This window comes from Mesorhizobium sp. M0998 (assembly GCF_040318885.1).
In the GTDB taxonomy this organism is placed as follows: domain Bacteria; phylum Pseudomonadota; class Alphaproteobacteria; order Rhizobiales; family Rhizobiaceae; genus Mesorhizobium.
Map to the genome: position 1 here is coordinate 31,479 of NZ_JAMYND010000019.1, position 25,089 is coordinate 56,567.

Sequence of the window (25,089 nt, forward strand, 5' to 3'; positions counted from 1 at the left end):
ACCGGAGCCCTCCCAAGCGTCTAATCGGAACCTCCTAAGTTCGAGCGGAGGGTGTGCGACGCCCTCATCGCCACGTTGGCGGCGAACTAGACGAGGTTTCGGTTGGCACAAGTAGATTTTCGGACCGACAGTGACGCCACCCTTCGGGAAAGGACACCGCCGGTGCTCTGGCCGATATGGCGAGCCGCACTGATCGGAACCTGTGTATCCCTGTGTGTGGCCATCATTGAATTCGGCCTCTCCGCGCTCCCGTCCGACGCCCGGCGAGCGCTCGAGATCCTGCTTGTCGCGATCATCGGGTGGACCTTAACGCGGTTCGACGACACCTTCGTTGCGATCGCCGCCGGGCTGGCAATGGCGCTGCTGGTCAACCGTGATCCAGGCGCGCTGTTTCATGCGCTCGGCGATGAGTTGATCTGGCTATTGCTTGCCTCCTTCATGTTGGCGGCCACCTTCAAGGCGAGTGGGGTCGCAGATCGCGTTCTCGGCCTCGTGACGGGGCGCATGCGATCGGTTCGCGCAATCGCCTATTCCTTGACGGCCGTCATGATCGCCACAGCCTTCGTCATTCCGTCGACCTCAGGTCGCGCAGCTTTGATGATCCCCGCCTTTCAGGCGATCGCGGGACGCTGTGGAAGCGCCCGGTTGCGAAGGGCCTTCGCGCTGCTGTTCCCCACTGTTATCCTGCTCTCGGCCATTGCATCGCCCGTCGGCGCCGGTGCCCATCTACTGGCGATCGAAATGGTCGGCCGCCTCTCGGGTGTGAAAGTAAGCTATCTGGAATGGATCGCTTTCGGCAAGCCGTTTGCGGCCGTAAGCACCTTCCTTTCGGTCGAATGCCTGCTCCGGCTTTTCCTGTCGCCGGTCGAACGGCGGATGACCCTTTTGCAGCCAACGACGGTGACTAGTGGCGGTGCCGGATTGGCACGGCAGCCGATACTCTGGATCGCCGGCGGGGTTGTCATCGCGTGGCTGACCGAACCTGTCCACGGACTTGATGCCACCGTTGTCGCTCTTGGCGGCGCTCTCTTGGCCACACTTCCTAGAGTAGGCTCCGTGGCGTTTGGCGATGCAATCAAGAGTGCGGAGTGGAAGCTGCTCTTGTTTCTGGCGGCGACGATCTGCTTGGCAGACGGCCTGACGGCATCAGGCCTCAATCGGTGGTTGATCGAGACGACTGTCGATCCGCTGCGCGGCACCGGCTTGGGCCCGTTGGCGCTTATCTCCTTATTAGCCTTGCTTGGGCTTTTCAGTCATCTCGTGATCCACAGTCGCACGGCGCGTGTCTCGGTGCTGCTGCCCCCGGCGCTGATGCTCGCATCGACAGCGCGGCTCGACCCTCTCCTGGCAATGTTTGTCCTCGTCTCGGCGACCGGCTTTTGCCAAACCCTCGCGATCTGCGCGAAACCGGTGGCGCTTTTCGCGGGGGTCGACGAGGAAGGCTACGGCCCGAAAGACCTCGCCTTGCTCAGCTCAATCCTGCTGCCGATGCAGTTCATCCTCATCGTCGTGTTCGCGGTCGCCGTGTGGCCAGCCACCGGAGCCCTGCTCAACACGCTCCATCTGCAACTTGTTGGAGAGCCGTAGAATGTCGAAAAAGAAAGGATTGACGAAACGAAGACGGCTTCGAGTATTGGTCGCACCCTCCGGCTTTAAGGAGAGCCTCGGCGTTCGTGATGTCATCGCTGCATTGGCGCGCGGCGTTCGCAATGCCGTTCCGACAGCAAAGATCCTGGGCCTTCCAATGGTGGATGGCGGCGAGGATTTTACGCGGACCCTTGTTGAATTGTCTGATGGCGAGCTGCATTCCGTCACAGTGACGGGACCGGTGGGACAACCCGTGGCGGCCAATGTCGGTTTTCTCGGGCGAAGAAAGAAACGGACTGCAGTTCTGGAAATCGCGGCGGCTGCCGGGCTCCGGCTCGTCCCCACTGACATGCGTGACCCGACCCGCACTACAAGTTATGGGGTTGGTGAGTTGATTCGTTTTGCGCTCGATCTTGGCGCGGAAAGAATTCTGATCGGCTGCGGTGACTCGGGTGTCAACGATGCAGGAACCGGCATGGCCCAAGCATTAGGCGTGCGTCTGCTCGATGGCGGCGGCCGTCCCATTTCGGGGAGCGGCTCGGCCCTCTCATCGCTAGCTCGTGTCGATCTTTCCAGTCGTGATCATCGCCTTTCGAATGTTCGTGTCGACGTCGCGGTAAATCCCTACAACATGCTGCTCGGCGAGAGAGGCGTCGCTCGGGTGTTCGGCCCGCAAAAGGGTGCAACACCTGATCAGGTGGTTTTGCTCGAGCAGGGCATGGAAAATGTCGCTCACGTCGTTCGCCGCGACCTCGGCGTCGACGTGACGCCGCTTGTCGGCGGAGGAGCTTCCGGGGGACTCGGCGCCGGACTTCACGCCTTTGTTGGAGCCCGGCTGCATCCGCGCTTCGACCTGATCCTGCGGTATATGGATCTCGATCATCGGCTGTCAAACGCCGACATCGTCATGACAGCCGAGGGTGGCCTGGATGGTCAGACGAGCTTTGGAAAGATACCAGCCGAGATTGCCCGGCGCGCGAAACGTCACAATCTGCCCGTCATCGCCTTGGCCGGAACGATCGGAGCAGGTGCAGAGGCGACCCACGACATCGGCATCGATGCCTTCTTCAGCATTCTGTGCCGACCGTGTTCCCTCGAAGACGCGATCCGTGACGCCGACACGCTGCTGGCGAACGCTGCCGAGCAGGCATTCCGGCTGATGCGGGCGACGCGTGCTTTCAAGTTCAGATGACGGAGCGTGTTTCAGATGACGGAGCGTGTCAGCCAATGGCCGCGATGTCGCTACGCGGCGGCCCTGACCGGCTCGAAGTCTATGTCGAGAACCGAATTTCGCGCTGCCCGGTGGGCGGGGAAGCCGAAGTCCAACCCAAACTTCACCCGATCGTGGTCCCCGCCTCCGCCTTCCTCGCTTCCTTCATGTTAGGCAGAAGGACCGTCAGCAGCCCGAGCAGCGGCAAATACGAGCAGACCTGGAAGACGAAATCGATGCCCTTCATGTCGGCGACGACGCCAAGCACGGCGGCCGCGATGCCGCCCATGCCGAAGGCGAAGCCGAAAAAGATGCCGGCGATCATGCCGACCCGGCCGGGCACCAGTTCCTGCGCGAAGACGACGATGTTCGAGAAGGCCGAGGACAGGATCAGGCCGATCAGCACGGTGAGAACCATTGTCCACTCGAAATTGGCGTAGGGCAGGGCCAGGGTGAAGGGCAGCACGCCGACGATCGAGAACCAGATCATCGCCTTCTGTCCGTAGCGGTCGCCGAACGGGCCGCCGAGCAGGATGCCCAGGGCCGAGGCGCCGAGGAACAGGAACAGCATGACCTGCGACATCTGCACCGAAACGCCGAATTTATGGATGGCATAGAAGGTGTAGTAGCTGGACAGGCTGGCGATGTAGGCGTTCTTGGTCAATACCAGCAAGGTCAGCACCGCCAGCGCGCCCAGGACCTTGCGGCGCGGGAAAGGCGAAACGAAGCCTGCCGCTTTGCGGGTGCCCTGTGCGGCGCGCAGGCGGCTGTACCAGCCGCCAACCTGCCACAGCACGATGATGCCGATCAGCGAGCCGCCGGCAAACCAGGCGATGCTGGTCTGGCCGAAGGGCACGACGATGAAGGCTGCCAGCAGCGGCCCCATCGCTTGGCCGAAATTGCCGCCGACCTGGAACAGCGACTGCGCAAGACCGAACCGGCCACCGGAGGCGAAGCGGGCGATGCGTGAGGATTCCGGGTGGAAGATCGCTGAGCCGATGCCGATCAGCGAGGCGCCGATGAGGAGCAGCGAGTAATGTCCGGCATAGGCCAGCACGACCAGCCCGATCAGCGAAGAAGCCATGCCGTGGGGCAGCGAATAAGGCATCGGCCGCTTGTCGGTAATCATGCCGATCACCGGCTGCAGCAAGGATGCCGTCACCTGGAAGGTAAAAGTCAAAAGGCCGATCTGCCAGAAATCGAGACCGTAATTGTCCTTCAGCAGCGGATAGATCGCCGACAGCAGCGACTGCATGATATCGTTGATGCAATGGCAGAAGCTCACCGCCAGGATGACGGTGAAGGCCGTCGCCTGAGCTGAAATGTGGCTGGCGGCTGCCGGCTTGGCGTCGGCGGTTGCTGTGGTATCGGTCAAGGCAGGCTCCGTGGTCTTTTTGGCGGGCGCTCCCGCAGGCGGTCTTATAGGGCGCAGCCTTATACGTTGCTTGTCACGCGACTTCTTTCGTGGTTTGGTCCAATAGTTTCGCAAGTGGGCCATAGCTGATGCCGCATGGCAGGGAAATGTTCAGAGCGGGCGACACCGATCTCGGGCTGTTGCATGAGCGTCGCTGGCAATGGCTGGAGCAGGCCGTAGGGCCGGCAGTGGCGCTGCCGATCGAATATCCGGACGGCTACCATGTGCCACCGCACCATCATAGCCGCAGCCAGTTGCTGCACGCGCTGGTCGGTGTCGTGCTGGTGAAGACGCGGCATGGGCGCTGGATGGTGCCTCCGGACCACGCGATGTGGATCCCCGCCGGCACCGAACATTCCGTCGAGATGCTGGGCGACGTCAGCATGCGGTCCGTCTATGTGATGCCGGAGGCCATTCCCGGCCTGCCGGACGGGTTGCGTGTCGTCGGCATCACCGACCTGATGCACAGCCTGATCGTGGAATCGGAAAAGCTGCCGCAAGGCGCCGAGCTGAAGGGGCGGGGCGGACTGATCATGAAGCTCCTGCTGCACGAAATCCCGAACCTGCCGGAACGGCCGCTCGGCCTTCCGTTCCCGTCCGATGCAAGGTTGGCGACGCTGTGCCGGCGCTTCGTGTCGGCACCGTCACCGCATGCGACGATCGACGAGTGGGCTGCTATCGTCGGCATGAGCCGCCGCTCTTTCACCCGCGCGTTCCACCGCCAGACCGGATTGTCGCTGTCGACCTGGCGTCAGCAGGCCTGTCTGTTCGCGGCGCTGCCACGGCTGGCCGACGGCGAGCCGATCACGAGGGTGGCGCTCGATCTCGGCTATGACAGCGTGCCGGCGTTCATCACCATGTTCAAGCGCATGCTGGGAGCCTCGCCACGCGGTTACATGCGGGGCGCCCGTGATGCTGGCGAAGGTGTGCGACGAACAAGTGGTCCGGCTCGGCCTGAGGCGCAGCCCTGAAGGGCGTCGCGTTCGACCGGCCTCATGCGACGCGCTTTGGGTTCTTGTTGTATGCATGTCGTTATCGCAAAACCGCTGCACAGTTTTGCGCGACACGCATTAATCGAACAGGCTCGACACCGATTCCTCGGTCGCCGTGCGCGAGATCGCCTCGCCCATCAGTTCGGCGATGGAGATGACGCGGATATTGGCGGCGTCCAGCACTGCCTGGGTCGGCTGGATGGAATCGGTGATGACCAGTTCCTGCAGTTTCGAGGCGCCGATGCGGGCGATGGCGCCGCCGGACAAAACGCCATGGGTAGTATAGGCGGTCACACTGGTGGCGCCATCGGCAAGCAGCGCATCGGCCGCATTGCACAGCGTGCCGCCCGAATCGATGATGTCGTCGATCAACAGGCAATCCTTGCCGCGCACGTCACCGATGACGTTCATGACTTCCGATTCGCCCGGGCGCTCGCGGCGCTTGTCGACGATGGCAAGCTGGGCGTCGATGCGCTTGGCGAGCGCGCGGGCGCGGACCACGCCGCCGACATCCGGCGACACCACCATGACATTGGCAAGCTGCTTGTATTTCGCCTTTACGTCGCGGGCCATGACCGGCACGGAAAACAGATTGTCGGTCGGGATGTCGAAGAAGCCTTGAATCTGGCCGGCATGGAGATCCAGGGTCAGCACCCGGTTGACGCCCGCCCTGGTGATCATGTTGGCGACCAGCTTGGCCGAGATCGGTGTGCGGCCCGAGGCACGGCGATCCTGCCTGGCATAGCCGAAATAAGGAATAACCGCAGTGATGCGCTTGGCCGAAGAGCGCATGAAGGCGTCGATCATGATGAGCAGTTCCATCAAATGATCGTTGGTCGGGAACGAGGTGGACTGCAGGATGAAGACGTCCTCGCCGCGCACATTCTCCTGGATCTCGACGAAGATTTCCTGGTCGGCGAAGCGCCTGACGCTGGCCTTGCCCAGCGGAATGTTGAGGTAGCGGGCGACTGATTCGGCCAGCACCCTGTTGGAATTGCCCGCGAAGAGCTTCATGCACCGTTCCTGGCGAAGGATTGAGAGACTCCGATAGCACTCCAGCCTCTTAGTCGGGCTTTTAGCGGCCCGCGCCGGTATTGCAAGCGTCGTGAATGGGAATCCGCCGGCTAATCTCAATAAACGCTTACGGCTTGACGATGCGGCGATAGGTCCACTTCGACGCCGACGGAATCGGCATAGCTCTATCTTTCAGTCTGAGTATGATCTTTTCCGAAAACCGGATTTCACTTTCGGAATTATGCTCCAGGTCAGCCGGCGCCGCCGCCAAGCCAGGTGGCGAACTGGTCGATTGTCTGGTCGGCAATTGCCTGCATGGTCGCAGGCGCGACCGCCGTCCAGCCTTCGCCGCCGCCAACAGAGGGCGCCTTCTGCTGGCCGTTGATGCGATGCAGCCGGTTGCCGGCCGGGTCATAGATGTCCCAGACATAGATGACGGTAGTGTCCTTGCCTTCCGTCATGGTCGAGAAATAGCCCTTGAGCACATGCGTTGGGGTCTGGTCGGTGCTGCCGGCCAAGGTGATGCCGCGCTGCCTGGCGCGTGTCTGAAGCTCGGCGGTCAGCGGTGTCGCGGCTTCTACCGAGGCGCCGACGATCGGCGCCACCTGCAGCCGGGTCCGCGCAATGGCAGCCGCGCTTTTGGCGAGCGGCACGGCTGCTGCAGCGGAAGGCTGCGCCGTATCTGCAGTTTGCGCGGTGCCGGCAGGCTGAGCCGGAGTTGCGGGGGGCGTCGCGGCACCTCCGGCTCCGGAGAGGGATTGCGTCGATTGCGGGGCAATGGCCGAGGGTTCGAGAACGTCCTTCGCATTGGTGCAGGCCGCCAGTGCCAGCGCCACGAGCAATGACACGGTCGTCACATGCGATCGTCTCATTAGCCTGAAAACTCCTTGGCGACGAACGCCCCTCACACTCTCTCCATTATGGATTCACTGCACGATCAAGTCGAGATCATGGCGGGACAGCGGCTTCGGCTGGGATTCGGTGGTCAGATAGGTGCGGCCAAGCGTCATCGCGGTTTCGGTTTCGGAGTCCATGATGATCATATGGGCGAACAGCGTCATGTTCGGCGCAATCGGTTCGGGATTACCCTGATAGAACATCGGCATATCCATCCAGGACGGGGTGAAGCGGGCGCCGAGCGAATAGCCGCAGGCATTGAGCCGGTGCTTGGTCAAGTTGTGGGCTTCGAGGGTGCGGGCATGGGCGTCGAACACGTCGCCGAACGTATTGCCGGGCGTCATCGCCTTCTCGACTGCAAGTAGCGCGGCGCGGGCGGCATCGAACAATTCCTGGTGGCGTTTCGATACCTTGCCGGTCAACACCGTGCGCATCATTGCCGCATGGTAGTGGTGGAAGACACCGGCCCATTCGAGCGTCAGCTGGTCGTTCTTGGTGAGCTTGCGGCGACCGGCCTTGTAGCGGCAAAGCAGGGCGTCGACTCCGGAGCCGATGATGAACTCGTTGGCCGGATAATCGCCGCCGCCGGCAAAGATCGCACCTTGCATGGCGGCGAGGATCAGCGCCTCATCGCCACCCTGCTTGATCAGCGGCAGTGCTGCGTCCAGCGCGTCGTCGGCCAGATTTGCGGCTTTTTCCGCCTTGGCGATTTCTGCCGGGCTCTTGAATAGCCGTAGCCGGCTGACAATGCCGGAGGCATCCGCGATCTGCCCGAAGGTCTGCAACTGCTCGTCGAGGCGCCGGCCATTATAGGCGGTCAGGCCGTGGGTGTCGTATTCGACGCCGATCCGGGCGCCGAGCAGGTCAAGCTCGTTGAGCAGATTGCGCAGGTCTACCGCCGGATTGGCGCCGTTGCGGTCCGTCCACAAAACGATGTTGTCGATGATCGAGGTGTGGCGCGCCTGGCGCAAGTCGGCCGAACGCGTCAGCAGCACCATCGAGCCGTCGGCCTTGACCACCAGGCACTGGAAAAAGCAGAAGCCGAAGGTGTCGTAGCCGGTCAGCCAATACATGCTTTCCTGGGCAAACAGCAGGACGGCGTCGAGCTTCTTTTCGGCGATCTCGATCATCAGTCGATCGCGCCGCGCGTCGAATTCCGAGCGTTCGAAATGCAGAGCCATCAGTCAGCCTCCAAAACGATTGCCGAAACCTGCCGCCCGTAGTCGGGCTCGTCGCGATGCGTGCTGCGCCGATAGGAGTAGAAAAGCTCTTCCTCGGCATAGGTGCAGCGGCCAAGTCCTTCGGCATTGACGCCAGCCTTGGTCAGCCGGTCGACCGTGTAGCGGTTGAGATCGAACATCGCGTGTCCGGCATTTGCGGAGGGCGCGAAATAGCGGGCACTGCCGGCATCGGCGTCGACGAAACGGGCGACGAATTCCGGTCCGACTTCGTAATTCCGTGGGCCGATCGAAGGACCGAGCACTGCGACGATGCGGTCGCGCCGGGCGCCGAGGCTTTCCATTGCCGCGATGGTGTTTTCCAGCACTCCGGTGAAGGCGCCTTTCCAGCCGGCATGGGCGGCGCCGATAATGCGCGCCTCGGCGTCGGCGAAGAGGACCGGTCCGCAGTCGGCGGTCGAGGCACCGACGGCAATGCCCGGCCGGTCGGTGACAATGGCGTCGGCCTTGGGCCGCTCGCCGGCAAAAGGCTCCCTGGCAATGACGACGTCCGGCGAATGAACTTGGTGAGCGGTCAGCAGATGGTTTGCAGGCACGCCCATCCATTCGGCGACCCGGCGGCGATTCTCGCGCACCAGCGTCTGGTCGTCGTTCGAGCCGGTGCCGATGTTGAGGCCCCGGTAGATGCCGCTGGAAATGCCGCCGACGCGCGTGAAGTAGCCGTGGCGGATGCCTTGCGCCGTTTCCAGCAAGGGCGACCGAACGGGATCCGGTTTGGTCTGATTCAGCATGGCGGCTTTGTTGTCCGTATGGGCGATTTCGTCAAGCGAGTTGAAGGGGCGCAGTTGAAGGCTGGTCAGTTGAAGGCTGGTCAGTTGAAGGCTGGCGCAGTTGATGTCGGGCGCTAGTCGGAGACGGGAGAGTGAGAGAGGCGGCAGCGAAAAGTCAATCCGTGCTTGGAAACGGCGGAACGGCAATGCCGGCGGGGAGGACGGCAAGCACCTTGAAGAGTTCGCCCATGGCCAGCGGGCCGGCGAGGCGCTCGACGTCGGCCGCGATCTTTTCGCGAGCTGCCTCATCGGCATTGGCGCCGAGCCGGCCAGCTCGTTCGAGAAGCCCCATCTTGAGCAGGAATTCACCTTGCGTTGAGAGGTGGGCATCGAGGCTGTGTGCCCGAACGGTTGCCGCGAGGGCAGCGAAATCGACATGGGCTGTGAGATCGGCCTGCCCCGGATTGGCCAGCACGTCCTCATGACCGTGCTTGCGCAAGGCCTGCAAGGTGTCGCCGATCCCGGGCTGGAGGTGACCGTAGTCGAGAAACAGGCCGGCGCCGCCAAATCCGGCAAGTCGCCCGGCGATGGCCGCCATCAGGGCGGCGCGGGCTGGCGCCACCTCGACGATAGCACCTTGCGGCGCATTCTCGGCACCCTCCGGCAGCAGCATCGGGTCGAGCGAGCCGGCGCCGACGAAAAAGCGCAGCCGGTTCGCATCGTCGAGACCGATCATCCGCTCGCGCCAGCCGGCTCCGGCGCGGACGAACTGGCGGATGGGCACCGCGTCAAACAGCTCATTACCAACAATCAGAAGCGGCGCCTGCGGTAGTGTGTCCACGGCCTCATGCCAGGCGACGGTGGCCGACGTCCCGGCAAGCGTTCGTTTCTGGACCTCGGTCAACCGCGGACTGGTCTCGATCAAGGCGAACGATGCGCTGGCGGTAAGCGTCGGATCGAGCCGCGAAAGCGTGCGCAGCATATCTCTCATCAGCGTGCCGCGGCCGGGGCCTATTTCGGCGATGGCGACCGGCGTCGGCCGGTCGATCGCCAGCCACGCCTGGTAGAGCCAGATGGCGACCAGTTCGCCAAACATCTGGCTGATCTCCGGCGCGGTGACGAAGTCGCCGGCGGCGCCGAACGGCTCGCGTGTCGTATAGTAGCCGTCCAGCGGATCGAACAGGCAGAGCGCCATGTATTCGCTGATGGGGATCGGTCCCACCGCACCGATCAGCTCGGCGATGCGGGTCTTCAGCCGCGTCATGCCGGCTGCGGTTTTGTCACCGGCTTGGCTGTAGCCATCGCCCAGATGCCGGCCAGCACCATCGGCAGTGACAGCACCATTCCCATGGTGAGCCAGCTCGTGCCAAGGAGGTAGCCAAGCTGCTGGTCGGGCTCGCGAAAGAATTCGACGAAGATGCGCGAGGCGCCATAGCCGGCGATGAAGGCGCCGCCGACGAAGCGCGGCGTCTTCAGCTTGAGCCGCGAATGGGTGAGGAAGCGCAGGATAAGGAACAACACCAGCCCTTCGAGGAGCGCCTCGTAGATCTGGCTCGGATGGCGTGCAAATGGACCGCCATTGGGGAATTCGAATGCCCATGGAACGTCGGTCGGCCGGCCCCATAGTTCGGAATTGATGAAGTTTGCCAGGCGAACGAGGCCAAGCCCCACCGGCACGCCGGCGGCAACCACGTCGAACAGCGACCATGTGCGGATGCCGCGAGACCGGGAAAACAGCGTCATTGCGACAATGACGCCGATCAGACCGCCATGAAACGACATGCCGCCCTGCCAGACGGCGACGATATCGAGCGGATTGGCGATGTAGCGCGGCAGGTCGTAGAACAGCACGTAGCCGGTGCGTCCGCCGAGCACCACACCGATGGCTGCCCAGACGATGAAGTCGTCGAGGTCGACGGGCTTCATCGGCAGGGTGCCGTCGGGCCACAGTTTTGGGTTGGTGACGAGGCGCTTGGCATACCACCAGGCGAACAGAATGCCGACGATGTAGCCGACGCCGTACCAATGCACCGCCAGCGGTCCGATCCGGACGATGACCGGGTCGATGTTGGGAAAGGGCAGGGCGGCCAGCGGCAGCAAATATTCGCTCAACAGGGTCTCCGGGTTCCCAATCAGGTTCGGGCGCGGACCATGCGGCAGGCTTTTGGCGGGGTCAAGGCAAGCATATGCTTGCATTCCGAATCGCGCGCCACTACGTCAATTCGACCAAGCGAGGATTTGCCATGGCGACCGGACCGAACCGCATTCTCGATGAATTCGCCAAGCTGATGACCGATGCAGCCGGTGCCGCGCAAGGCGTGCGGCGCGAGGTGGAGACCGCCTTCAGGGGCCAGGCCGAGCGCATACTCAACTCCATGGACGTGGTGCAGCGCGAGGAATTCGAGGCCGCTCGCGACATGGCGGCGAAGGCCAGGGAAGAAAACACCCGCCTCGCCGCTCGCATCGAGGCGCTCGAGGCCAGGCTTGCCGAATTGACCGGTCAACCAGCGCCTGCGGCTGCGTCAAAGCCGCGTGCAAAAAAATAAAAAGAAATAAATCGTTAAACTTTTCCACAAAGCCGGATCGCAAAAAGCGCTTTGTCGTGAATCGCTTACCGGCACTGCGTGAATCTTTGTGACAGCGCCTTTCCACATGCGAATGACGCAGTGCGAAAAATTTGGCTGGTCACGCGACTCCCGATCAATAGACTGAATTTGTTGCATGATTCGGAGCAGGGTCATGCGCCGGGCGGTGGGGTCCGGTCCGGGGTCTTTGCGTTGACGAAGTCCTGGCCGTCCGAGTTCTAGGCAGAATTGTTCGAGTGTGCCTCTCCCGCGGAGCGTGTGGTGGCGCTCCCAGAACGACAGGAAGCATTTCATGGAACTTCTCGAACTCGAATTCTCCCGCGAAATCCATCCGGTGGATGTTATCGAGCAGGTGGCGCACAATAACGATTGGTCCTTCGAGCGGGCCGGCGACGACGAGATCTCGATCTCGGTTGCCGGAAGCTGGACCGACTACCACGTTTCATTCTCCTGGATGGAGGACTACGAGGCGCTGCACCTGGCCTGCGCCTTCGACATCAAGGTCCCGGAGGCGCGCGCGCTCGAGGTGATGCGGCTGCTTTCGCTGATCAACGAGCAGATGCTGTTTGGCCATTTCGATCTCTGGGAGCAGGAAGGCGCCATCATGTTCCGCCAGTCGCTGCTGCTGGCCGGTGGGGTCGAGCCGTCGAGCCAGCAGGTCGAGGTGCTGCTGTCGTCGGCGCTGGAGGCCTGCGAATGCTATTTCCAGGCGTTCCAGTTCGTCGTCTGGTCGGGAACTTCGGCCAAGGATGCGTTGGCCGGCGTGCTGTTCGAAACCTACGGAAACGCCTGACCGTCGATGGTTTCGAGCAACGCGCGAAAACCCGAGATCAGCTTTGCCGATTTCGACCGCGTCGACATCCGCGCCGGCACGATCGTCGAGGCAGAGCCTTTTCCCGAGGCGCGCAAGCCGGCGATCAAGTTGAAAATCGATTTCGGTCCCGTGATCGGGGTGAAGAAGTCCTCGGCCCAGATCACGAAATACTATTTGCCCGAAACCCTGATCGGCCGGCAGGTGTTCGCTGTGGTCAATTTCCCGCCGCGTCAGATCGGGCCATTCATGTCGGAAGTGCTGACGCTCGGCTTTCCCGATGAAGAGGGCGCGGTGGTGCTTGGGGCAATCGAACGCAAAGTGCCGGACGGCGGCAGGTTGTTCTAGCTGCGCTGTTGTTCACGCAGCCAGTTTACGCCTGGTACCCAGCGCTTCTTCGACCGTTTCCATGAACATTTCCGCGCAGGCCTTCCAGCTGTAGCGCATTGCGCGTTGCCGCGCCTCGGCGCGGTCTACGCAAAGGGCGGCGAGCGCTGCTTGCCGCAGGTCGTCCGACACCGCGCCGCCGATGCCGTCACCCACAATATCGATGGGTCCGGTGACGGGATAGGCTGCGACCGGCGTGCCGCTGGCCAGCGCCTCGATGATGACGTTGCCGAACGTGTCGGTACGGCTGGGGAAGACGAAAACATCGGCCGAGGCGTAGATCTCGGCCAGTTCGTCGTTCGGACGATGGCCAAGGAAATGGGCATCGGGATATCTGGCCTTCAGCTTCGCCAATTCCGGCCCTTCGCCTACGACCAACTTGCTGCCAGGCAGGTCGAGGTCTAGGAAGGCCGGCAGGTTCTTTTCGATCGCGACGCGGCCGACGCAGAGGAAGATCGGTCCGGGAAATCCCAGGTCCTTTCTTTTGTCCGGCCGAAAATGGTCGGTGTCGACGCCGCGCGTCCACGGCCGGAGCTTGGTGAAGCCGCGCGCCGCAAGATCGTCGGCAAGCGACTGGGTGGCAACCAGCGTGCCCTGTCCTGAATTGTGGAAATCACGCAGCCAGCGATAGGCCCATGCTTCAGGCACCGGCAGGCGCGCGCTCAGATATTCCGGAAAACGTGTGTGATAGCTGGTCGTGAACGGGCGGCCGGCGTTGCGGCAGTAGCGCCGGGCCATAATGCCGAGCGGTCCTTCGGTGACGATATGGATGTGGTCCACCTTGCGTGCCTCGATCAGCTGCGCCACGCGGTGCGGCGTCGTCAGCGCCAGCCTGATATCGGGATAGGTCGGCAGAGGCAGGGTGCGAAAGATATTCGGCGTCAGGAAGTCCGTCTCGATATCGAAGGATTTCAGGGTCTCCGAGAGACGCTCCAGCGTGTGGACGACGCCGTTGACTTGCGGGCGCCAGGCGTCGGTGACCATCAGGATGCGCATGGCGGTCCCTTGGCGGCAAGCTTGATTGCCTCGCCGCTACGCCTGAGCGGCGACCACGCCGCAGCTCGGGCGTCGCACCAGCGCACCCGGGCAGGCGCGGGGTCGAAATGAGGCCGCAGGGCCGAATCAATCAGGATCGCGCGCTTCATTGGCGCTCTTCACCATGGTTTCATGACGGGCCGATGAAGGCCGGGTGTCGCTGCCGTCAAGCGGGGACCTTGATCACCGCCCGAAGGCCGCCGAGCGGGCTGCGTTCGAGGACAATGTCGCCACCATGGCTGCGGGCAATGTCTCGTGCGATGGAGAGGCCAAGGCCGGTGCCGCTGGCGTCGAGGTTGCGGGCCTCGTCCAGCCGCACGAACGGCTTGAATACATCTTCTCGCTTTTCGGGCGGAATTCCCGGGCCGTCATCGTCGATGGTGACGAGCAGCGAACCGCGCCCATGATTGGCATTGATCTCCACCGTCTTGGCATAGCGGAATGCATTGCCGACGACGTTGGACAGCAGCCGCGCAAAGGCATTGGGGCGCACGTGCACATGCGGATCGCCGACAAGCACGGTCGACAGCTTGCGCTTGCGCAGCGCGGCTTCCTCGCGAAGCTTGTCGAAGAAGGCTTCGAGATCGAACTGACCGGCATCTTCCGAAGCTTCGCCGCGTGCAAAGGCAAGGTAGCCTTCCAGCATCGACTGCATGTCGTCGATGTCCTGGTCGAGTGCCTGGGTATCGGCCGCCTTGGTCCCGGCAAGCGCCAATTGCAGCTTGAAGCGGGTGAGGATGGTCCTCAGATCGTGGCTGACGCCGCTCAGCATGGCGGTGCGCTGCTCGAGCTGACGTTCGATGCGTTCGCGCATCTGGATGAAGGCAAAGCCGGCGCGGCGGACTTCCTCCGCGCCGCGCGGGCGAAAATCGCGCGGCATCGGCCGGCCCTTGCCGAAGCTCTCGGCCGCCTCGGCCAGCGTCAGAATCGGCCGGATCTGGTTGCGCAGGAAGGGAATGGCTATCATCAGCAGCACCAGCGAGGTGCCGACCATCCAGATCAGGAAAATATGGGTGTTCGATGCATAGGCCTGGCTGCGGCGCACGAAGACGCGCAGCACCTTGTTCTCGAGCTGGACGCGGACCTCGACGATATTGGAATTGCCGACCGTATCGATCCAGAACGGACGGTTGATCTGGCGGGTGATCTCGGACGAAAGGATCTCGTCGAGGATCGAGAAGAACGGCTTTGGCCCGGGTGGCGGCAGCGGGTCGGGCGGGAGGAGGTCGACCTTCAGCTGCATGCGATCCTGGGCGATGCGGATGACGTTGGCGTAGTCGGCGTCATGCGGATAGGTCTCTATCAGGTCGATGATGGCGGCGATGTCGCGCACCGTGGCCTGCGACAGGCGTTGCGTCACGGTCTGCCAGTGGCGCTCCATGAAGACAAAGGCGACGACCGACTGCAGCATGATCATTGGCGCGATGACGATGATCAGCGAGCGGGCATAGAGCCGCTTCGGCATGTAAAGCGACACCAGGCGCCAGAAACGGTTCCAGGCGCGCGGCACGGCCTTGAGCGCCCGCGTCGCGCGGGCGCTGAAGCCGCCATCTCCCGGCCGTTCGAGTTGCGTGGTCGCCATTCGTCCTTTCGCTCACCGGGACCCGGCAAAGGGCCGCTGTCGGCGGCATTCTATTCCACGCTGAGCCGATACCCAATACCGCGCACGGTCTGCAGCCAGACCGGATTGGACGGATCGCGTTCGATCTTGCGGCGCAGCCGGTTGATCTGGACGTCGATCGTGCGCTCGCCGACCTCGGATTCATCGCCGACAAGCTCATGCCGCGGTATCGTCTCGCCGGCACGCGCAGCGAAGATCGCCAGGATTTCCTGCTCGCGGTCGGTCAGCTTGAGCGCCTCGCCGCCGCGCTTCAGCTCACGCCTGGCGATCTGGAACGTATAGGGGCCAAAGACCAGCTGTTCGACCTTGGGCGTCGTCGCGGGGCCGCCGCGGCGCAGGATATTGTTGATGCGCAGGATCAGCTCGCGCGGGTCGAACGGTTTAGGCAGATAGTCGTCGGCACCGGCCTCGAGCCCGGTGATCCGGCTGTCGGTTTCGGACAGTGCGGTGAGCATCAGGATCGGCACGTTTTTCTCGGCCCGCAGCGCCTTGGTGAGATCGACGCCGCTTTCACCCGGCATCATGACGTCGAGCACGATCAGATCGAAGTCGAGGCCGGCGAGCTTGCGCCTCGCCTCGCCGGAATTTCCGGCGACGGTGACGCGAAAACCGTTTTCGGTCAGATACTGTTTCAGAAGATTGCGGATACGGGTGTCGTCGTCGACCACCAGCAGATGCGGCGCGTCGTCTTCCGGTGCTGTCGGATGATCAACCCTCTCAATGGTCTCCATGGTTTTTCCCTGACATCTTTGCGGGCACAATGTCGATCTGCGCCCTTAGTTCCGGATTTACCATCGCTTCAAGGAACCGTTCGATAACGGCGCGTTCGGTGGCTCCGGAATCTTCCAATGCAGCATGGATGCGGCGCGACTGTGGCCGCGCCAGTGCCAGCGCCAGAGCACGGCCCTTGGCCGTCGGATAAAGCTCGCGCTGGCGGCGGTCGCGGGGGCCCTGCAATTGCACGATATGGTCGGTGTCGATCAGTTGCTTGAGCACGCGCGCCAGGCTCTGCTTGGTGATCTTGAGCACATCGAGGAGCTCGGCGACCGTCAGGCCGGGCCGGCGATTGACAAAATGCAACACCCGATGATGGGCGCGGCCAAAACCGTAATCGGCCAGGATCTGGTCCGGATCGGAGGTAAAGTCGCGATAGGCGAAGAAGAACAACTCGATGATGGCGAAATCGATGCCGTCCTCGTCGGTGATCGCCGTCCTGATCGGCTCTGCGGCTGCGTGGCTCGTCATCTTTTCTCCGTGTGAAGCAGGAAATTATGTCAGCACTATTGACGTATTTTCCGCGCGATGGTAATTTTTGGCAAGCTTTTCGGCGGATTGCGAACGAAAAGGCAAGCGAAGCCGTTTTTTCCGGAACTTCCTGAGTTTGCCAGACCTTAAATATCCGCCTACGCTTTGAGACAATGGCCGCCCGCAGCGGCCGAGGCGAAACACGCAACGACACAATGATGTGCGGGCTGCCGCCCGCGGGAGGTTACCATGGCATCCGTTCCCTTCGACCAACTGGACGGCTTTATCTGGATGAACGGCGAATTCGTCAAATGGGCCGACGCCAAGATCCACGTCTTGACCCACGGGCTGCACTACGCCAGCGCGGTATTCGAGGGCGAGCGCGCTTATGGGGGCGAAATTTTCAAGCTGACCGACCACACCGAACGCCTGCATGAATCGGCGCGCCTGCTTGGCTTCAAGATACCCTACTCGGTCGCCGAGATCGACGACGCCTGCCGCACGCTGTTGAAGAAGCAAGGTTTCCAGGACGCCTATGTCCGGCCGATCGCGTGGCGCGGCAGCGAACAGATGGGCGTTTCCGCACAGAACAGTCGGATCAACTGCGCCATCGCCATCTGGCAGTGGCCAAGCTATTTCGACCCGGCGCAGAAGCTCAAGGGGATCCGCCTCGACATGGCCGAATGGCGCCGCCCCGACCCGCGCACCGCACCGTCGAAATCGAAGGCGGCCGGCCTCTACATGATCTGCACCATGTCCAAGCATGCCGCCGAGGCCAAGGGCTATGCCGATGCCATGATGCTCGACTGGCGTGGCCAGGTGGCGGAAGCGACAGGCGCCAACATCTTCTTCGTCAAGGACGGCAAGATCCATACGCCCAAGCCTGATTGCTTCCTCGACGGCATCACCCGCCGCACGGTTATCGGCCTTGCCAAGGACCGCGGTTTGGAGGTGATCGAGCGCGCCATCATGCCGGATGAGCTTGAAGGCTTCCAGCAGTGCTTCCTCACCGGGACGGCAGCCGAGGTGACGCCGGTTTCGGAGATCGGTCCATACCGATTCGAGGTCGGCGAAATCGCCAAGACGCTGATGAATGACTATTCTGCGGCCGTTCAGCCCAAGCACGCAATCGCTGCAGAATAACGAAAGTCACAGCTTTTTTAACTAGTAAGGGCGGTTTTCGGGCCGCCCCTTTTATTTAAGCGCTTCTGCATTTGACTTTCACACAATTCGGCGTCTCATGATGGGGTCGGCCCGGGAGGCTGGCAGCTATGGAGGGACTGGAAATATGGATATGAACACGCTTCTTCCGATCATTATTCAGGTGATTACGGGTATCATCGGTGGTCAGGCGGTTGGCGCGGCTATCAAGACTGCGGCGATGGGGCAGCTTACCAAAATCCTGGGCGGCGCTGTCGGCGGCGTCGGCGGTGCGGCCATCCTCAACAGTCTGCTGGGTGGCTCGGTCGATCCGGCAGCCGCCGCCACGGCGGCAGGGGCCGGCAGCGCGTTGAACATTTCAAATATCGTTGGCGGTGCCGGCGGCGGCGCCATCCTGACCGGCATCATCGGTGCGGTCATGAACGCGATGAAGAAATAAGCTTTGACGTTTCAGGTTTTCAAATGGGCGGCTTCGGCCGCCCATTTCGTTTGCCGTTTGTGGGAGCGGTGGACGCCGTTCGCGTGTGTCTCTACATCAGGGCCTGGTTCAAGGTTGGAGCTCTCCTGACGCGTTCGAGGGGACGCGCAGCGCTCCGACAGCGTGAAAGGACGAATATGGGTCAGCTCAACGCCGGCATCGTGCCGGTCACGCCGTTCCAGCAGAACTGCACCATCCTCTTCGACATGGACGACAGGCAAGGCGTTGTCGTCGATCCGGGCGGCGACATCGACAAGGTGCTGGCGGCGCTCGAGGACAATGCGATCACTGCCGGCGCGATCTGGATTACGCACGGCCATATCGACCATGCCGGCGGGGCCATGGGGTTGAAGGAGGCGCTCGGTATCGAGATCATCGGTCCGCATGCCGCCGACCGGCCGCTGCTCGCCAATCTCGAGAACCAGGCAAAGCGCTACGGCATCACCGATCCCGTGCGCAACTGTGTCCCCGACCGGTTCCTTGCCGAAGGCGAGACCGTTTCGTTCGGCTCGCACGTGTTCGAGGTGCTCCATTGTCCGGGCCATGCACCCGGCCACGTCGTCTACTATAGCCGGGCTGCGAAGTTCGCCCATGTCGGCGACGTGCTGTTCCGCGGTTCGGTCGGCCGCACCGATCTGCCGGGCGGCAACCACGCCGCGCTGATCGCCTCGATCAAGGAGAAGCTTTTGCCGTTGGGCGACGACATCGGCTTTATCTGCGGCCATGGTCCCGGCGGCCGTTTTGGTGAGGAGCGGCGGAGCAATCCTTTTCTGGTCTGAAACCGCTTGCCGGAAACAAAAAGCGCGGCCTGTGCGACCGCGCTTTTTTCCGACGGGAAACTGCCTCCGCTAATTGGCGGTGCAGAAATGCTGTTCGCCGTCATAGCCGGTGAACGTGCCGGTACGGGCGTTGAAGCTCCGGTAGCGGTCCGAGCAGTATTCGTACCAGCCGCGGGTCCACGGCTCCGCATAGCTTTCGGCATAGGCCACTCGCGGCTGCACGTAATAACGGCGCACCGGGGCAGGCCTGTAGTATTCATCATCATAGGCCGGGTCGTAATAGCGGGGCTGCGGGCTGGCGAGCGCACCGCCGATCAGGGCACCGGCCGCAAGGCCGAGCACGCCGGCCGCAACGGCGTCGCCGTGGCCGTGGTGCCGGCGGTGATGGCGCCATTCGTCGGCATTGGCCGCGGGCAAGGTCGCAAGCGTGGTCGCAACGACCGCGGCGGACAGGATGGCAGTCTTGAAAATTCGGTTCATGTCAGTCTCCTTCGTGCCGGCCCGGGTCGTTTCGGGGGATGCGGTCCGGCTTTAACGAAGATTAATATGCGACCGTGGCTGAACGGGGGCTGAACGAAATTTGGCCAGGCGGTTCATCTAACTGGGCGGTTCAAGCGTGCGGCAAATACCGCAGGCCAGACCGGCCCACGTCCATTCTGCCCGGGGGTGGTTCAGCCGATCGACAGGTTGACGGCTTTCGGACCCTTGCCGCGCTTGTCCGGCTCGGTGTCGAATGTCACTTTCTGCCCATCCTCGAGACCGGGAAGACCCGACGCCTGCACGGCCGAAATATGGACGAAGACATCCTTTGCCCCGTCGTCCGGCGTGATGAAGCCGAAGCCCTTGGCGTGATTGAAGAATTTGACGGTGCCGGTCTGCGGCATGGGAAGCTCCTTTGATCCCACAAGTCCAGTCTCGGGCCGGCAAATGCCCGGACGGAAATTTGTCCTTTATTTTAGTGCCATCGGCAAGAGAAAGTTTTGCGGGTGCCGGCAAGCATCCCGGAACACAAAAGGCGCGACGAAAACCGCCGCGCCTTTACAGAATTCAAGTTCACTCAAAAGCCTTGCAGCATCCTCACACCCCGAAAGGACGCGCGGCACGCCGCCGTTCAGGCGGCGCGGAGATTGACCGCTTTCGGACCCTTGCCCATACGGTCGGGCTCGACATCGAAGGTGACCTTCTGACCGTCGACGAGCGTGCGCAGCCCGGAAGCCTCGATCGCCGAGATGTGGACGAACACATCCTTGGCGCCGCCATCGGGCGTGATGAAGCCGAAGCCTTTGGTAGCGTTGAAGAATTTAACGGTGCCGGTCTGGGCCATTGGGGAAACTCCTTCACCCGTGTCAGTCTTGGTGGTTCCGCCCGCCGCCTGGCGCCTGGGCAAGTCCCGGTGGTTGCTTCGGCAGTCATGCATTGGCGCATGGGTAAAACCCCCCGCCGAAAACGGGGCTGTCAGAGATTCACAGTATCGGGGAAAGGTCGTCCAAAACGTTCCGCTCTCCGGGTCGCAAATGCCCGAACACAAAATTTATCGCACGGAAACGTGATGCTTGCAAGACACAGCCGCGGGCGGCCCCAACAGGCGCATCCCGACGCATCGCACCGATAGTCCCGGTTCTCTGCGCGGTCATCGGCCAGACTTCACCCAGGCATGGTCCAGCCAGCGGGGCAGGTGCTGTCTTGGCTTGCGCCGGCATACCGCCCTGGCTCGCCAGTTGCAAACAGGGGTTGCATCTGGCAGCGGAATGACGAGGATTGGCCTGACCCAGGCACCATTTGTGCAGGCAGGAGTTTCGAGGGAGAGAACATTCATGCGGTTTCTTGCGGCAATCTTTCCGCGGCAGGTTTTTTCCATCCTGTTCCTGTCGGCAATTCTCGCAGCCTGCACCGTCGTGGTGGATGATGAGGGGCCGGGGCCGCGCCCGCCACGGCCGGGGCCGCAATTCTGCACTAGGCAATATGACCCGGTCTGTGCCCGGCGCGGCGGCGACCGCCAGACCTTCGCCAATGCCTGCCTTGCCGAACGGGCCGGATACCGCATCATTCGCGAGGGCGAGTGCCGCGGCGGTGGTGGTGGCGGTGAGGAGCAGACATTCTGCACCCGCGAATACCGCCCAGTCTGTGCCCGTCGCCATGGCGAACTGCGCACATTCCCCAACGAATGCGAAGCCCGCGCGGCGGATTATCGCGTCGTCGATGACGGGCCCTGCTAGCGCACCGACCTACAGCCTGGCCGGATAAGCACCATCTGGGGGCCGGCGTAGAGCTCAGCGCCGTTCCCGTTGGAGATGCGGATCTGCGGCATTATCAGCATGTGAAGCAGCGTTGTGGCGCGTCGGCTCAGTTGGCCGGGTTGTCGACCGGTTCGAGATTGTCTTCCGTGGTGACCCGCTCATAGGTCTCCTGATCGCTGCGGATGCGATATTGCGGCGAGCCGTCCTTGACCGGCAGCCGGCTCTTGATCTGGAACAGCTCCGCGGTCTTTTGGGCAAGGCCGGTGCGGCTCTTCATGCGGACGGTCTGGCCGACGGTGAAGATATGCGCCGGCGTGTCCGTGCGCCGCGCATTCTGCTGGAAGCGGATCATGTGACATTCTCCTGGTCGTGCCGAAGCGCTGCGTCGAGCTCGGCATGGTCAATGGCGACAAGCTGGCTGGTCGCGCTTTTCACTGTCCTTGCCGGCAGATGGATGAAAGTGGCGACGCGGCGCCAGGCAGGCCAGGACATGCCGTCGATCAGTTCTTCGTCGTGGTCGATGTCATAGTCGCCGGCCGGCTGCATGCCATCCAGCCCGCCAAGCACGAAAGGTGCCGCGAAATGCGCTATGGAATGGGTGGTGCGAGCAGACATTCTTGTGCGCCTCGAAGTTCTCGCTTGTGCCTTGAAGTTCTCGTGCCTTGAAGTTTCTTTCCGGCCTGCCCCGGAAGCGGAGCCTGCATTGCGGTACCAGGTGTCGGCGATTTGGATAAGTTTGGCGGGCCGAGAATCCCTGACACCGCGGGGCCAAGCATGACCCAAACGGTTTCATACCTCTAGTCTGAAAATACGACTTATTCAAGAAGTTTTCGGCCTCTTACCCCTACCAACGTCAAATTACTTTTCTATAGTTATCCGCAGAACGATGATACGGTCCCGGTGCACCTCAAAAATTGTTTGAAGAACTTCCGAAAAAATTCCTCCGGCATTTGTATTTATCTAGCAATGGAAGGAAGAGAGTCATGAACTCCGCAAGAACACCGGATGTCCCGACAGTTGCAGTCAGTCCTGTCGCAAAGCCGATAAAGGTCTTGTCGCCGCGTCTCACGATAAGAAGCGACGAGGCGGCAAGGCGAAGGATTGCCGACACCGACGGCACGGCGCGGCGGGCGCGCCAGCTTGCCGAAAGCAACCGCCTGATTTGACGCGCAAGCCATGACGCTCAATTTTCCCAATCCCAGCCGCTCCTATGACCCGGCGGCCAAGCGCATTCGTTTCGTCGGCCATGACGGCATGCTCGAAGTCCCGTTCTTTGTCGAGGTCGCGGCACTTTCGGCGGCAAACCCGGCAGCAAGCGGAGCCGAGGCCGAATTTCTCAGCGCCTTCGACGCCAAGCGTTCGTCGATCCACGAGATTGCGCGCCAAGCCTACTCGCACGGCCGCAGGAACATGTATGTGCTGACGCCGGCCGACTTTCGGTAGGCTCCCCCGGGTTCGAAGTTTTGCTTCGTAGCGACCGCCGTCTGCTCTTGCACGCGCCGCAGCGATGGCCTAGATCGCGGCAGGCGGACAACACGGCAGGTTTCCCATCAACAGAGATCCGAGACAACCGGCAGGCGCACGTTACGGCTCAGGCGGACAGCCGCCGCTGGGGCTCGACCAGCACGTGCAGCAGGCGCTGCAGCTGCACCAGGCCGGGCGCCGGCAGGAAGCCGAGGCGCTTTACCGACAGGTGCTGGCGCAAAAGGCCAACCACCCGGCTGCTGCGCATTTCCTCGGGCTTCTGCTGCACCAGACCGGGCGCAGCGCCGAGGGGCTGGCGCTGATCGAACAATCGGTGCGTCTGCAACCGAACAATCCGGATTTCCTCAACAATCTCGGCACCGTGCTGCGCGACCTCGGCCGGGTCGCGGCCGCCGCCGATCTCTTCCGCAAGGTGGTGACGATTCGGCCGGACCAGTTGGCGGCGCGTGACAATCTCGGCTCGTCGCTGAAGCAGCTCGGCCAATTCGAAGGCGCCGAGGATATTTATCGCGGCACGATGGGCCGTAACCCGTTCCATGTCCGCGCCCGCGTCGGGCTTGCCGAAACGCTGCAGGAAGCGGGCCGGCTGGATGAGGCACTGGCTGTTTTTCGCGAGGCGCTGACGATCCGGCCGAAGGATGCCGATCTTTTGCACGGCCTGGGTGTCGGGCTGATGGAAAAGGGCAATCTCGACCAGGCTGCGGATCTTTTCAGGCAGGCGCTGGCTGTGGACCCCGGCATGGCGAGGGCCTGGCTGATGCTTACCCAGGTCAAGCGCCAAAAGGAGCGCGACGCCGAGCTTGCCCGCATGGAGGCGGAGCACGCCAAGGCGCCGCAAGGCAGCCTGGCGCGCATGCAGCTTTCCTTCGGTCTCGGCAAGGCCAATGACGACCTCAGGGAGTATGGCCGCGCCTTCGACTATTTCGCCGAAGGCAACGCGATCCGCCGCCAGGGCATCGACTACGACGCCGGCAAGACGCGCGGCGAGTTCGAGGCGATGAAGGCGGTGTTCGACAAGGCCTTTTTTGAAAGGCACAAGCCGAGCGAGATAGCCGAGGACACTCCGATCTTCGTCGTCGGCATGCCGCGTTCCGGCACCACGCTGGTCGAGCAGATCATCGCCAGCCATCCGCAGGTCTATGGCGCCGGCGAGCTCAGCATATTGAAGACGGCGGTCGGCAAGCAGTTTCCGCTCAGCATGAAGGGCGGCTTTCCCTGGGGCATTGCCGACATGCCCGACAAGGCCTATGCCGAGGCCGGCCAGGCCTATCTCGACATGCTGCACGCCCGCTATCCGGGTTCTCGACACGTCACCGACAAGATGCCCGGCAATTTCCTGTTGGTCGGTTTCATCCACATGATGCTGCCGCGGGCCAAGATCATCCATTGCGCGCGCGATGCGGCGGCGACCTGCCTGTCGATCTACAAGGTGCACTTCCGCGGCGACAGCCATCGCTACGGCTACGATCTCGACGAGCTCGCCGATTTCCACAATCTGTACACCGACATCATGGCGCACTGGCATGCCGTGCTGCCTGATGTCGTGCACGACGTTCGCTACGAGGATTTCGTCGCCGACCAGGAAGGCCGGTCGCGGGCGCTGATCGCCCATCTCGGCCTGCCGTGGGACGACGCCGTGCTGTCGTTCCACGAGACCGACCGGCCGGTGCGAACGGCGTCGGCTGCGCAAGTGCGCCAGCCGATGTATCAGGGCTCGGTCGACCTGTGGAAGCGCTATGGCGACCGGCTGAAGCCGCTGCACGACAAACTTGATCGAGGGGCGCCTACAGCTCGATGAAGGGCTGAAAACCGCCAAAGATCATGCGCTTGCCGTCGAATGGCATGGTCTCCCAGTCCGACTTGAGGCGCGGGTCGGCCATCACCTTGGCCATCACCGCGTCGCGGCTCTGGCGCGATTCGTAGACCACCCACGAGAAGATGACGACCTCGTCGTCCTTGGCCTGTACGGCGCGCGGGAACGAGGTGAGCTCGCCATAAGGGACGTCGTCGCCGACGCATTCGACGTAGGCAAGAGCACCGTGCTCCTTCCAGACGGCGCCGGCCGTCTGCGCCATTTTCTTGTAGGCATCGAGATTTGCCTTGGGCACGGCCAGTACGAAACCGTCGACATAGGACATCTGACTTCCTCCATGTGATCGTTTTCCTCTCCCATTAGAGCGGGGAGAGGTGATTTCAGACACAG

The 25,089-nt window shown here is 62.5% G+C and carries 30 protein-coding genes; 13 read left to right on the top strand and 17 right to left on the bottom strand.

Annotation, left to right across the window (positions count from 1 at the left end; all coding sequences use genetic code 11):
• Positions 1–162 precede the first annotated feature (162 nt).
• Positions 163–1,587, top strand: coding sequence for an SLC13 family permease (locus NKH59_RS18995; protein ID WP_353022705.1), 1,425 nt, complete (start codon positions 163–165; stop codon positions 1,585–1,587).
• Position 1,588: 1 nt separating this feature from the next.
• Entirely contained in the window at positions 1,589–2,779 is a 1,191-nt protein-coding gene (locus NKH59_RS19000) for a glycerate kinase family protein (protein ID WP_353022707.1), read from the top strand.
• Between the two features lie 142 nt (positions 2,780–2,921).
• Here the strand turns inward: NKH59_RS19000 and NKH59_RS19005 are convergent, their stop codons facing one another.
• Positions 2,922–4,172: an MFS transporter gene (locus tag NKH59_RS19005; protein WP_353022709.1), complete on the bottom strand. Its 1,251-nt coding sequence runs from the start codon at positions 4,170–4,172 to the stop codon at positions 2,922–2,924.
• A gap of 128 nt (positions 4,173–4,300) precedes the next feature.
• Here NKH59_RS19005 and NKH59_RS19010 point away from each other — a divergent pair, with 128 nt between their 5' ends.
• Positions 4,301–5,182 (top strand): AraC family transcriptional regulator, encoded by an 882-nt coding sequence (locus NKH59_RS19010; protein WP_353022711.1) that lies wholly within the window; start codon positions 4,301–4,303, stop codon positions 5,180–5,182.
• Positions 5,183–5,281: 99 nt separating this feature from the next.
• On the opposite strand, the gene NKH59_RS19015 is transcribed toward NKH59_RS19010, so the two are convergent.
• From NKH59_RS19015 to lgt, 6 genes are all read right to left on the bottom strand, one after another.
• A complete protein-coding gene (locus NKH59_RS19015) occupies positions 5,282–6,217 on the bottom strand; it encodes a ribose-phosphate pyrophosphokinase (protein WP_023678427.1) in 936 nt (311 codons plus the stop codon).
• Between the two features lie 251 nt (positions 6,218–6,468).
• Complete coding sequence (locus NKH59_RS19020) at positions 6,469–7,089, bottom strand: hypothetical protein (RefSeq protein ID WP_352450502.1); 621 nt, start codon at positions 7,087–7,089, stop codon at positions 6,469–6,471.
• Positions 7,090–7,143: 54 nt separating this feature from the next.
• Positions 7,144–8,295, bottom strand: a complete 1,152-nt coding sequence (locus NKH59_RS19025) for a M24 family metallopeptidase (protein WP_023678425.1) — start codon at positions 8,293–8,295, stop codon at positions 7,144–7,146.
• Complete coding sequence (gene pgeF, locus NKH59_RS19030; RefSeq protein WP_352836623.1) at positions 8,295–9,083, bottom strand: peptidoglycan editing factor PgeF; 789 nt, start codon at positions 9,081–9,083, stop codon at positions 8,295–8,297. The genes NKH59_RS19025 and pgeF overlap by 1 nt, the downstream gene beginning before the upstream one ends.
• 154 nt (positions 9,084–9,237) lie before the next feature.
• Complete coding sequence (locus NKH59_RS19035) at positions 9,238–10,326, bottom strand: class I SAM-dependent methyltransferase (protein ID WP_353022713.1); 1,089 nt, start codon at positions 10,324–10,326, stop codon at positions 9,238–9,240.
• Positions 10,323–11,174 carry a prolipoprotein diacylglyceryl transferase gene (lgt, locus tag NKH59_RS19040; protein ID WP_352541017.1) on the bottom strand — a complete coding sequence of 284 codons (852 nt, stop codon included), beginning with the start codon at positions 11,172–11,174 and terminating at the stop codon, positions 10,323–10,325. The genes NKH59_RS19035 and lgt overlap by 4 nt, the downstream gene beginning before the upstream one ends.
• A 131-nt stretch (positions 11,175–11,305) precedes the next feature.
• Between lgt and NKH59_RS19045 the strand changes: the two genes are divergently transcribed.
• From NKH59_RS19045 to NKH59_RS19055, 3 genes are all read left to right on the top strand, one after another.
• On the top strand, positions 11,306–11,608 hold the full coding sequence (locus NKH59_RS19045) for an accessory factor UbiK family protein (RefSeq protein WP_352469829.1): 303 nt from the start codon (positions 11,306–11,308) through the stop codon (positions 11,606–11,608).
• Between the two features lie 331 nt (positions 11,609–11,939).
• Positions 11,940–12,440 (top strand): type III secretion system chaperone family protein, encoded by a 501-nt coding sequence (locus NKH59_RS19050; protein WP_023678420.1) that lies wholly within the window; start codon positions 11,940–11,942, stop codon positions 12,438–12,440.
• 6 nt (positions 12,441–12,446) lie between these two features.
• Positions 12,447–12,806 carry a tRNA-binding protein gene (locus NKH59_RS19055; protein WP_352980387.1) on the top strand — a complete coding sequence of 120 codons (360 nt, stop codon included), beginning with the start codon at positions 12,447–12,449 and terminating at the stop codon, positions 12,804–12,806.
• A 12-nt stretch (positions 12,807–12,818) separates the two neighbouring features.
• Here the strand turns inward: NKH59_RS19055 and NKH59_RS19060 are convergent, their stop codons facing one another.
• The 4 genes from NKH59_RS19060 to NKH59_RS19075 all read right to left on the bottom strand — a co-directional run bounded on the left by NKH59_RS19060 (position 12,819) and on the right by NKH59_RS19075 (position 16,746).
• Positions 12,819–13,841 (bottom strand): glycosyltransferase family 4 protein, encoded by a 1,023-nt coding sequence (locus NKH59_RS19060; RefSeq protein WP_353022715.1) that lies wholly within the window; start codon positions 13,839–13,841, stop codon positions 12,819–12,821.
• A 205-nt stretch (positions 13,842–14,046) separates the two neighbouring features.
• Entirely contained in the window at positions 14,047–15,462 is a 1,416-nt protein-coding gene (locus NKH59_RS19065) for an ATP-binding protein (protein WP_352541020.1), read from the bottom strand.
• Positions 15,463–15,512: 50 nt separating this feature from the next.
• Positions 15,513–16,232 (bottom strand): response regulator, encoded by a 720-nt coding sequence (locus tag NKH59_RS19070; RefSeq protein WP_023678415.1) that lies wholly within the window; start codon positions 16,230–16,232, stop codon positions 15,513–15,515.
• A complete protein-coding gene (locus NKH59_RS19075; protein ID WP_352456926.1) occupies positions 16,219–16,746 on the bottom strand; it encodes a MarR family winged helix-turn-helix transcriptional regulator in 528 nt (175 codons plus the stop codon). The genes NKH59_RS19070 and NKH59_RS19075 overlap by 14 nt, the downstream gene beginning before the upstream one ends.
• A gap of 249 nt (positions 16,747–16,995) precedes the next feature.
• Here NKH59_RS19075 and NKH59_RS19080 point away from each other — a divergent pair, with 249 nt between their 5' ends.
• The 3 genes from NKH59_RS19080 to NKH59_RS19090 all read left to right on the top strand — a co-directional run bounded on the left by NKH59_RS19080 (position 16,996) and on the right by NKH59_RS19090 (position 19,164).
• Complete coding sequence (locus NKH59_RS19080) at positions 16,996–17,889, top strand: branched-chain amino acid aminotransferase (RefSeq protein ID WP_352450493.1); 894 nt, start codon at positions 16,996–16,998, stop codon at positions 17,887–17,889.
• A gap of 145 nt (positions 17,890–18,034) precedes the next feature.
• The gene (locus tag NKH59_RS19085; RefSeq protein WP_352450492.1) at positions 18,035–18,346 is read left to right on the top strand and encodes a hypothetical protein; all 312 of its coding nucleotides are present in this window, start codon (positions 18,035–18,037) and stop codon (positions 18,344–18,346) included.
• A gap of 176 nt (positions 18,347–18,522) precedes the next feature.
• Positions 18,523–19,164, top strand: coding sequence for an MBL fold metallo-hydrolase (locus NKH59_RS19090; RefSeq protein ID WP_353022717.1), 642 nt, complete (start codon positions 18,523–18,525; stop codon positions 19,162–19,164).
• Positions 19,165–19,233: 69 nt separating this feature from the next.
• On the opposite strand, the gene NKH59_RS19095 is transcribed toward NKH59_RS19090, so the two are convergent.
• The 3 genes from NKH59_RS19095 to NKH59_RS19105 form a co-directional block, all read right to left on the bottom strand.
• Positions 19,234–19,644 carry a BA14K family protein gene (locus NKH59_RS19095; RefSeq protein WP_023678410.1) on the bottom strand — a complete coding sequence of 137 codons (411 nt, stop codon included), beginning with the start codon at positions 19,642–19,644 and terminating at the stop codon, positions 19,234–19,236.
• 191 nt (positions 19,645–19,835) lie between these two features.
• Positions 19,836–20,048 carry a cold-shock protein gene (locus NKH59_RS19100; RefSeq protein ID WP_006202521.1) on the bottom strand — a complete coding sequence of 71 codons (213 nt, stop codon included), beginning with the start codon at positions 20,046–20,048 and terminating at the stop codon, positions 19,836–19,838.
• A 227-nt stretch (positions 20,049–20,275) separates the two neighbouring features.
• Entirely contained in the window at positions 20,276–20,488 is a 213-nt protein-coding gene (locus NKH59_RS19105) for a cold-shock protein (RefSeq protein WP_006202520.1), read from the bottom strand.
• Between the two features lie 490 nt (positions 20,489–20,978).
• On the opposite strand from NKH59_RS19105, the gene NKH59_RS19110 reads away from it, so the two are divergent.
• Positions 20,979–21,380, top strand: coding sequence for a Kazal-type serine protease inhibitor family protein (locus tag NKH59_RS19110; protein WP_023678409.1), 402 nt, complete (start codon positions 20,979–20,981; stop codon positions 21,378–21,380).
• A gap of 127 nt (positions 21,381–21,507) precedes the next feature.
• Here NKH59_RS19110 and NKH59_RS19115 read toward each other — a convergent pair whose 3' ends face one another.
• Together NKH59_RS19115 and NKH59_RS19120 are read right to left on the bottom strand one after the other, a co-directional pair.
• Positions 21,508–21,753: a hypothetical protein gene (locus NKH59_RS19115; RefSeq protein ID WP_023678408.1), complete on the bottom strand. Its 246-nt coding sequence runs from the start codon at positions 21,751–21,753 to the stop codon at positions 21,508–21,510.
• A complete protein-coding gene (locus NKH59_RS19120) occupies positions 21,750–22,016 on the bottom strand; it encodes a hypothetical protein (RefSeq protein ID WP_352469759.1) in 267 nt (88 codons plus the stop codon). Before NKH59_RS19120 ends, NKH59_RS19115 begins: the two co-directional genes overlap by 4 nt.
• Positions 22,017–22,384: 368 nt before the next feature.
• Between NKH59_RS19120 and NKH59_RS19125 the strand changes: the two genes are divergently transcribed.
• The 3 genes from NKH59_RS19125 to NKH59_RS19135 all read left to right on the top strand — a co-directional run bounded on the left by NKH59_RS19125 (position 22,385) and on the right by NKH59_RS19135 (position 24,684).
• The gene (locus NKH59_RS19125; RefSeq protein ID WP_023678406.1) at positions 22,385–22,567 is read left to right on the top strand and encodes a hypothetical protein; all 183 of its coding nucleotides are present in this window, start codon (positions 22,385–22,387) and stop codon (positions 22,565–22,567) included.
• A gap of 10 nt (positions 22,568–22,577) precedes the next feature.
• Entirely contained in the window at positions 22,578–22,844 is a 267-nt protein-coding gene (locus tag NKH59_RS19130; protein ID WP_352683477.1) for a DUF1488 family protein, read from the top strand.
• A 184-nt stretch (positions 22,845–23,028) separates the two neighbouring features.
• Positions 23,029–24,684, top strand: a complete 1,656-nt coding sequence (locus NKH59_RS19135) for a tetratricopeptide repeat-containing sulfotransferase family protein (RefSeq protein ID WP_353022719.1) — start codon at positions 23,029–23,031, stop codon at positions 24,682–24,684.
• Here the strand turns inward: NKH59_RS19135 and NKH59_RS19140 are convergent.
• Positions 24,671–25,024 (bottom strand): DUF1428 domain-containing protein, encoded by a 354-nt coding sequence (locus tag NKH59_RS19140; RefSeq protein ID WP_353022721.1) that lies wholly within the window; start codon positions 25,022–25,024, stop codon positions 24,671–24,673. The two genes, NKH59_RS19135 and NKH59_RS19140, sit on opposite strands and share 14 nt — an antisense overlap.
• Positions 25,025–25,089: the final 65 nt, after the last annotated feature.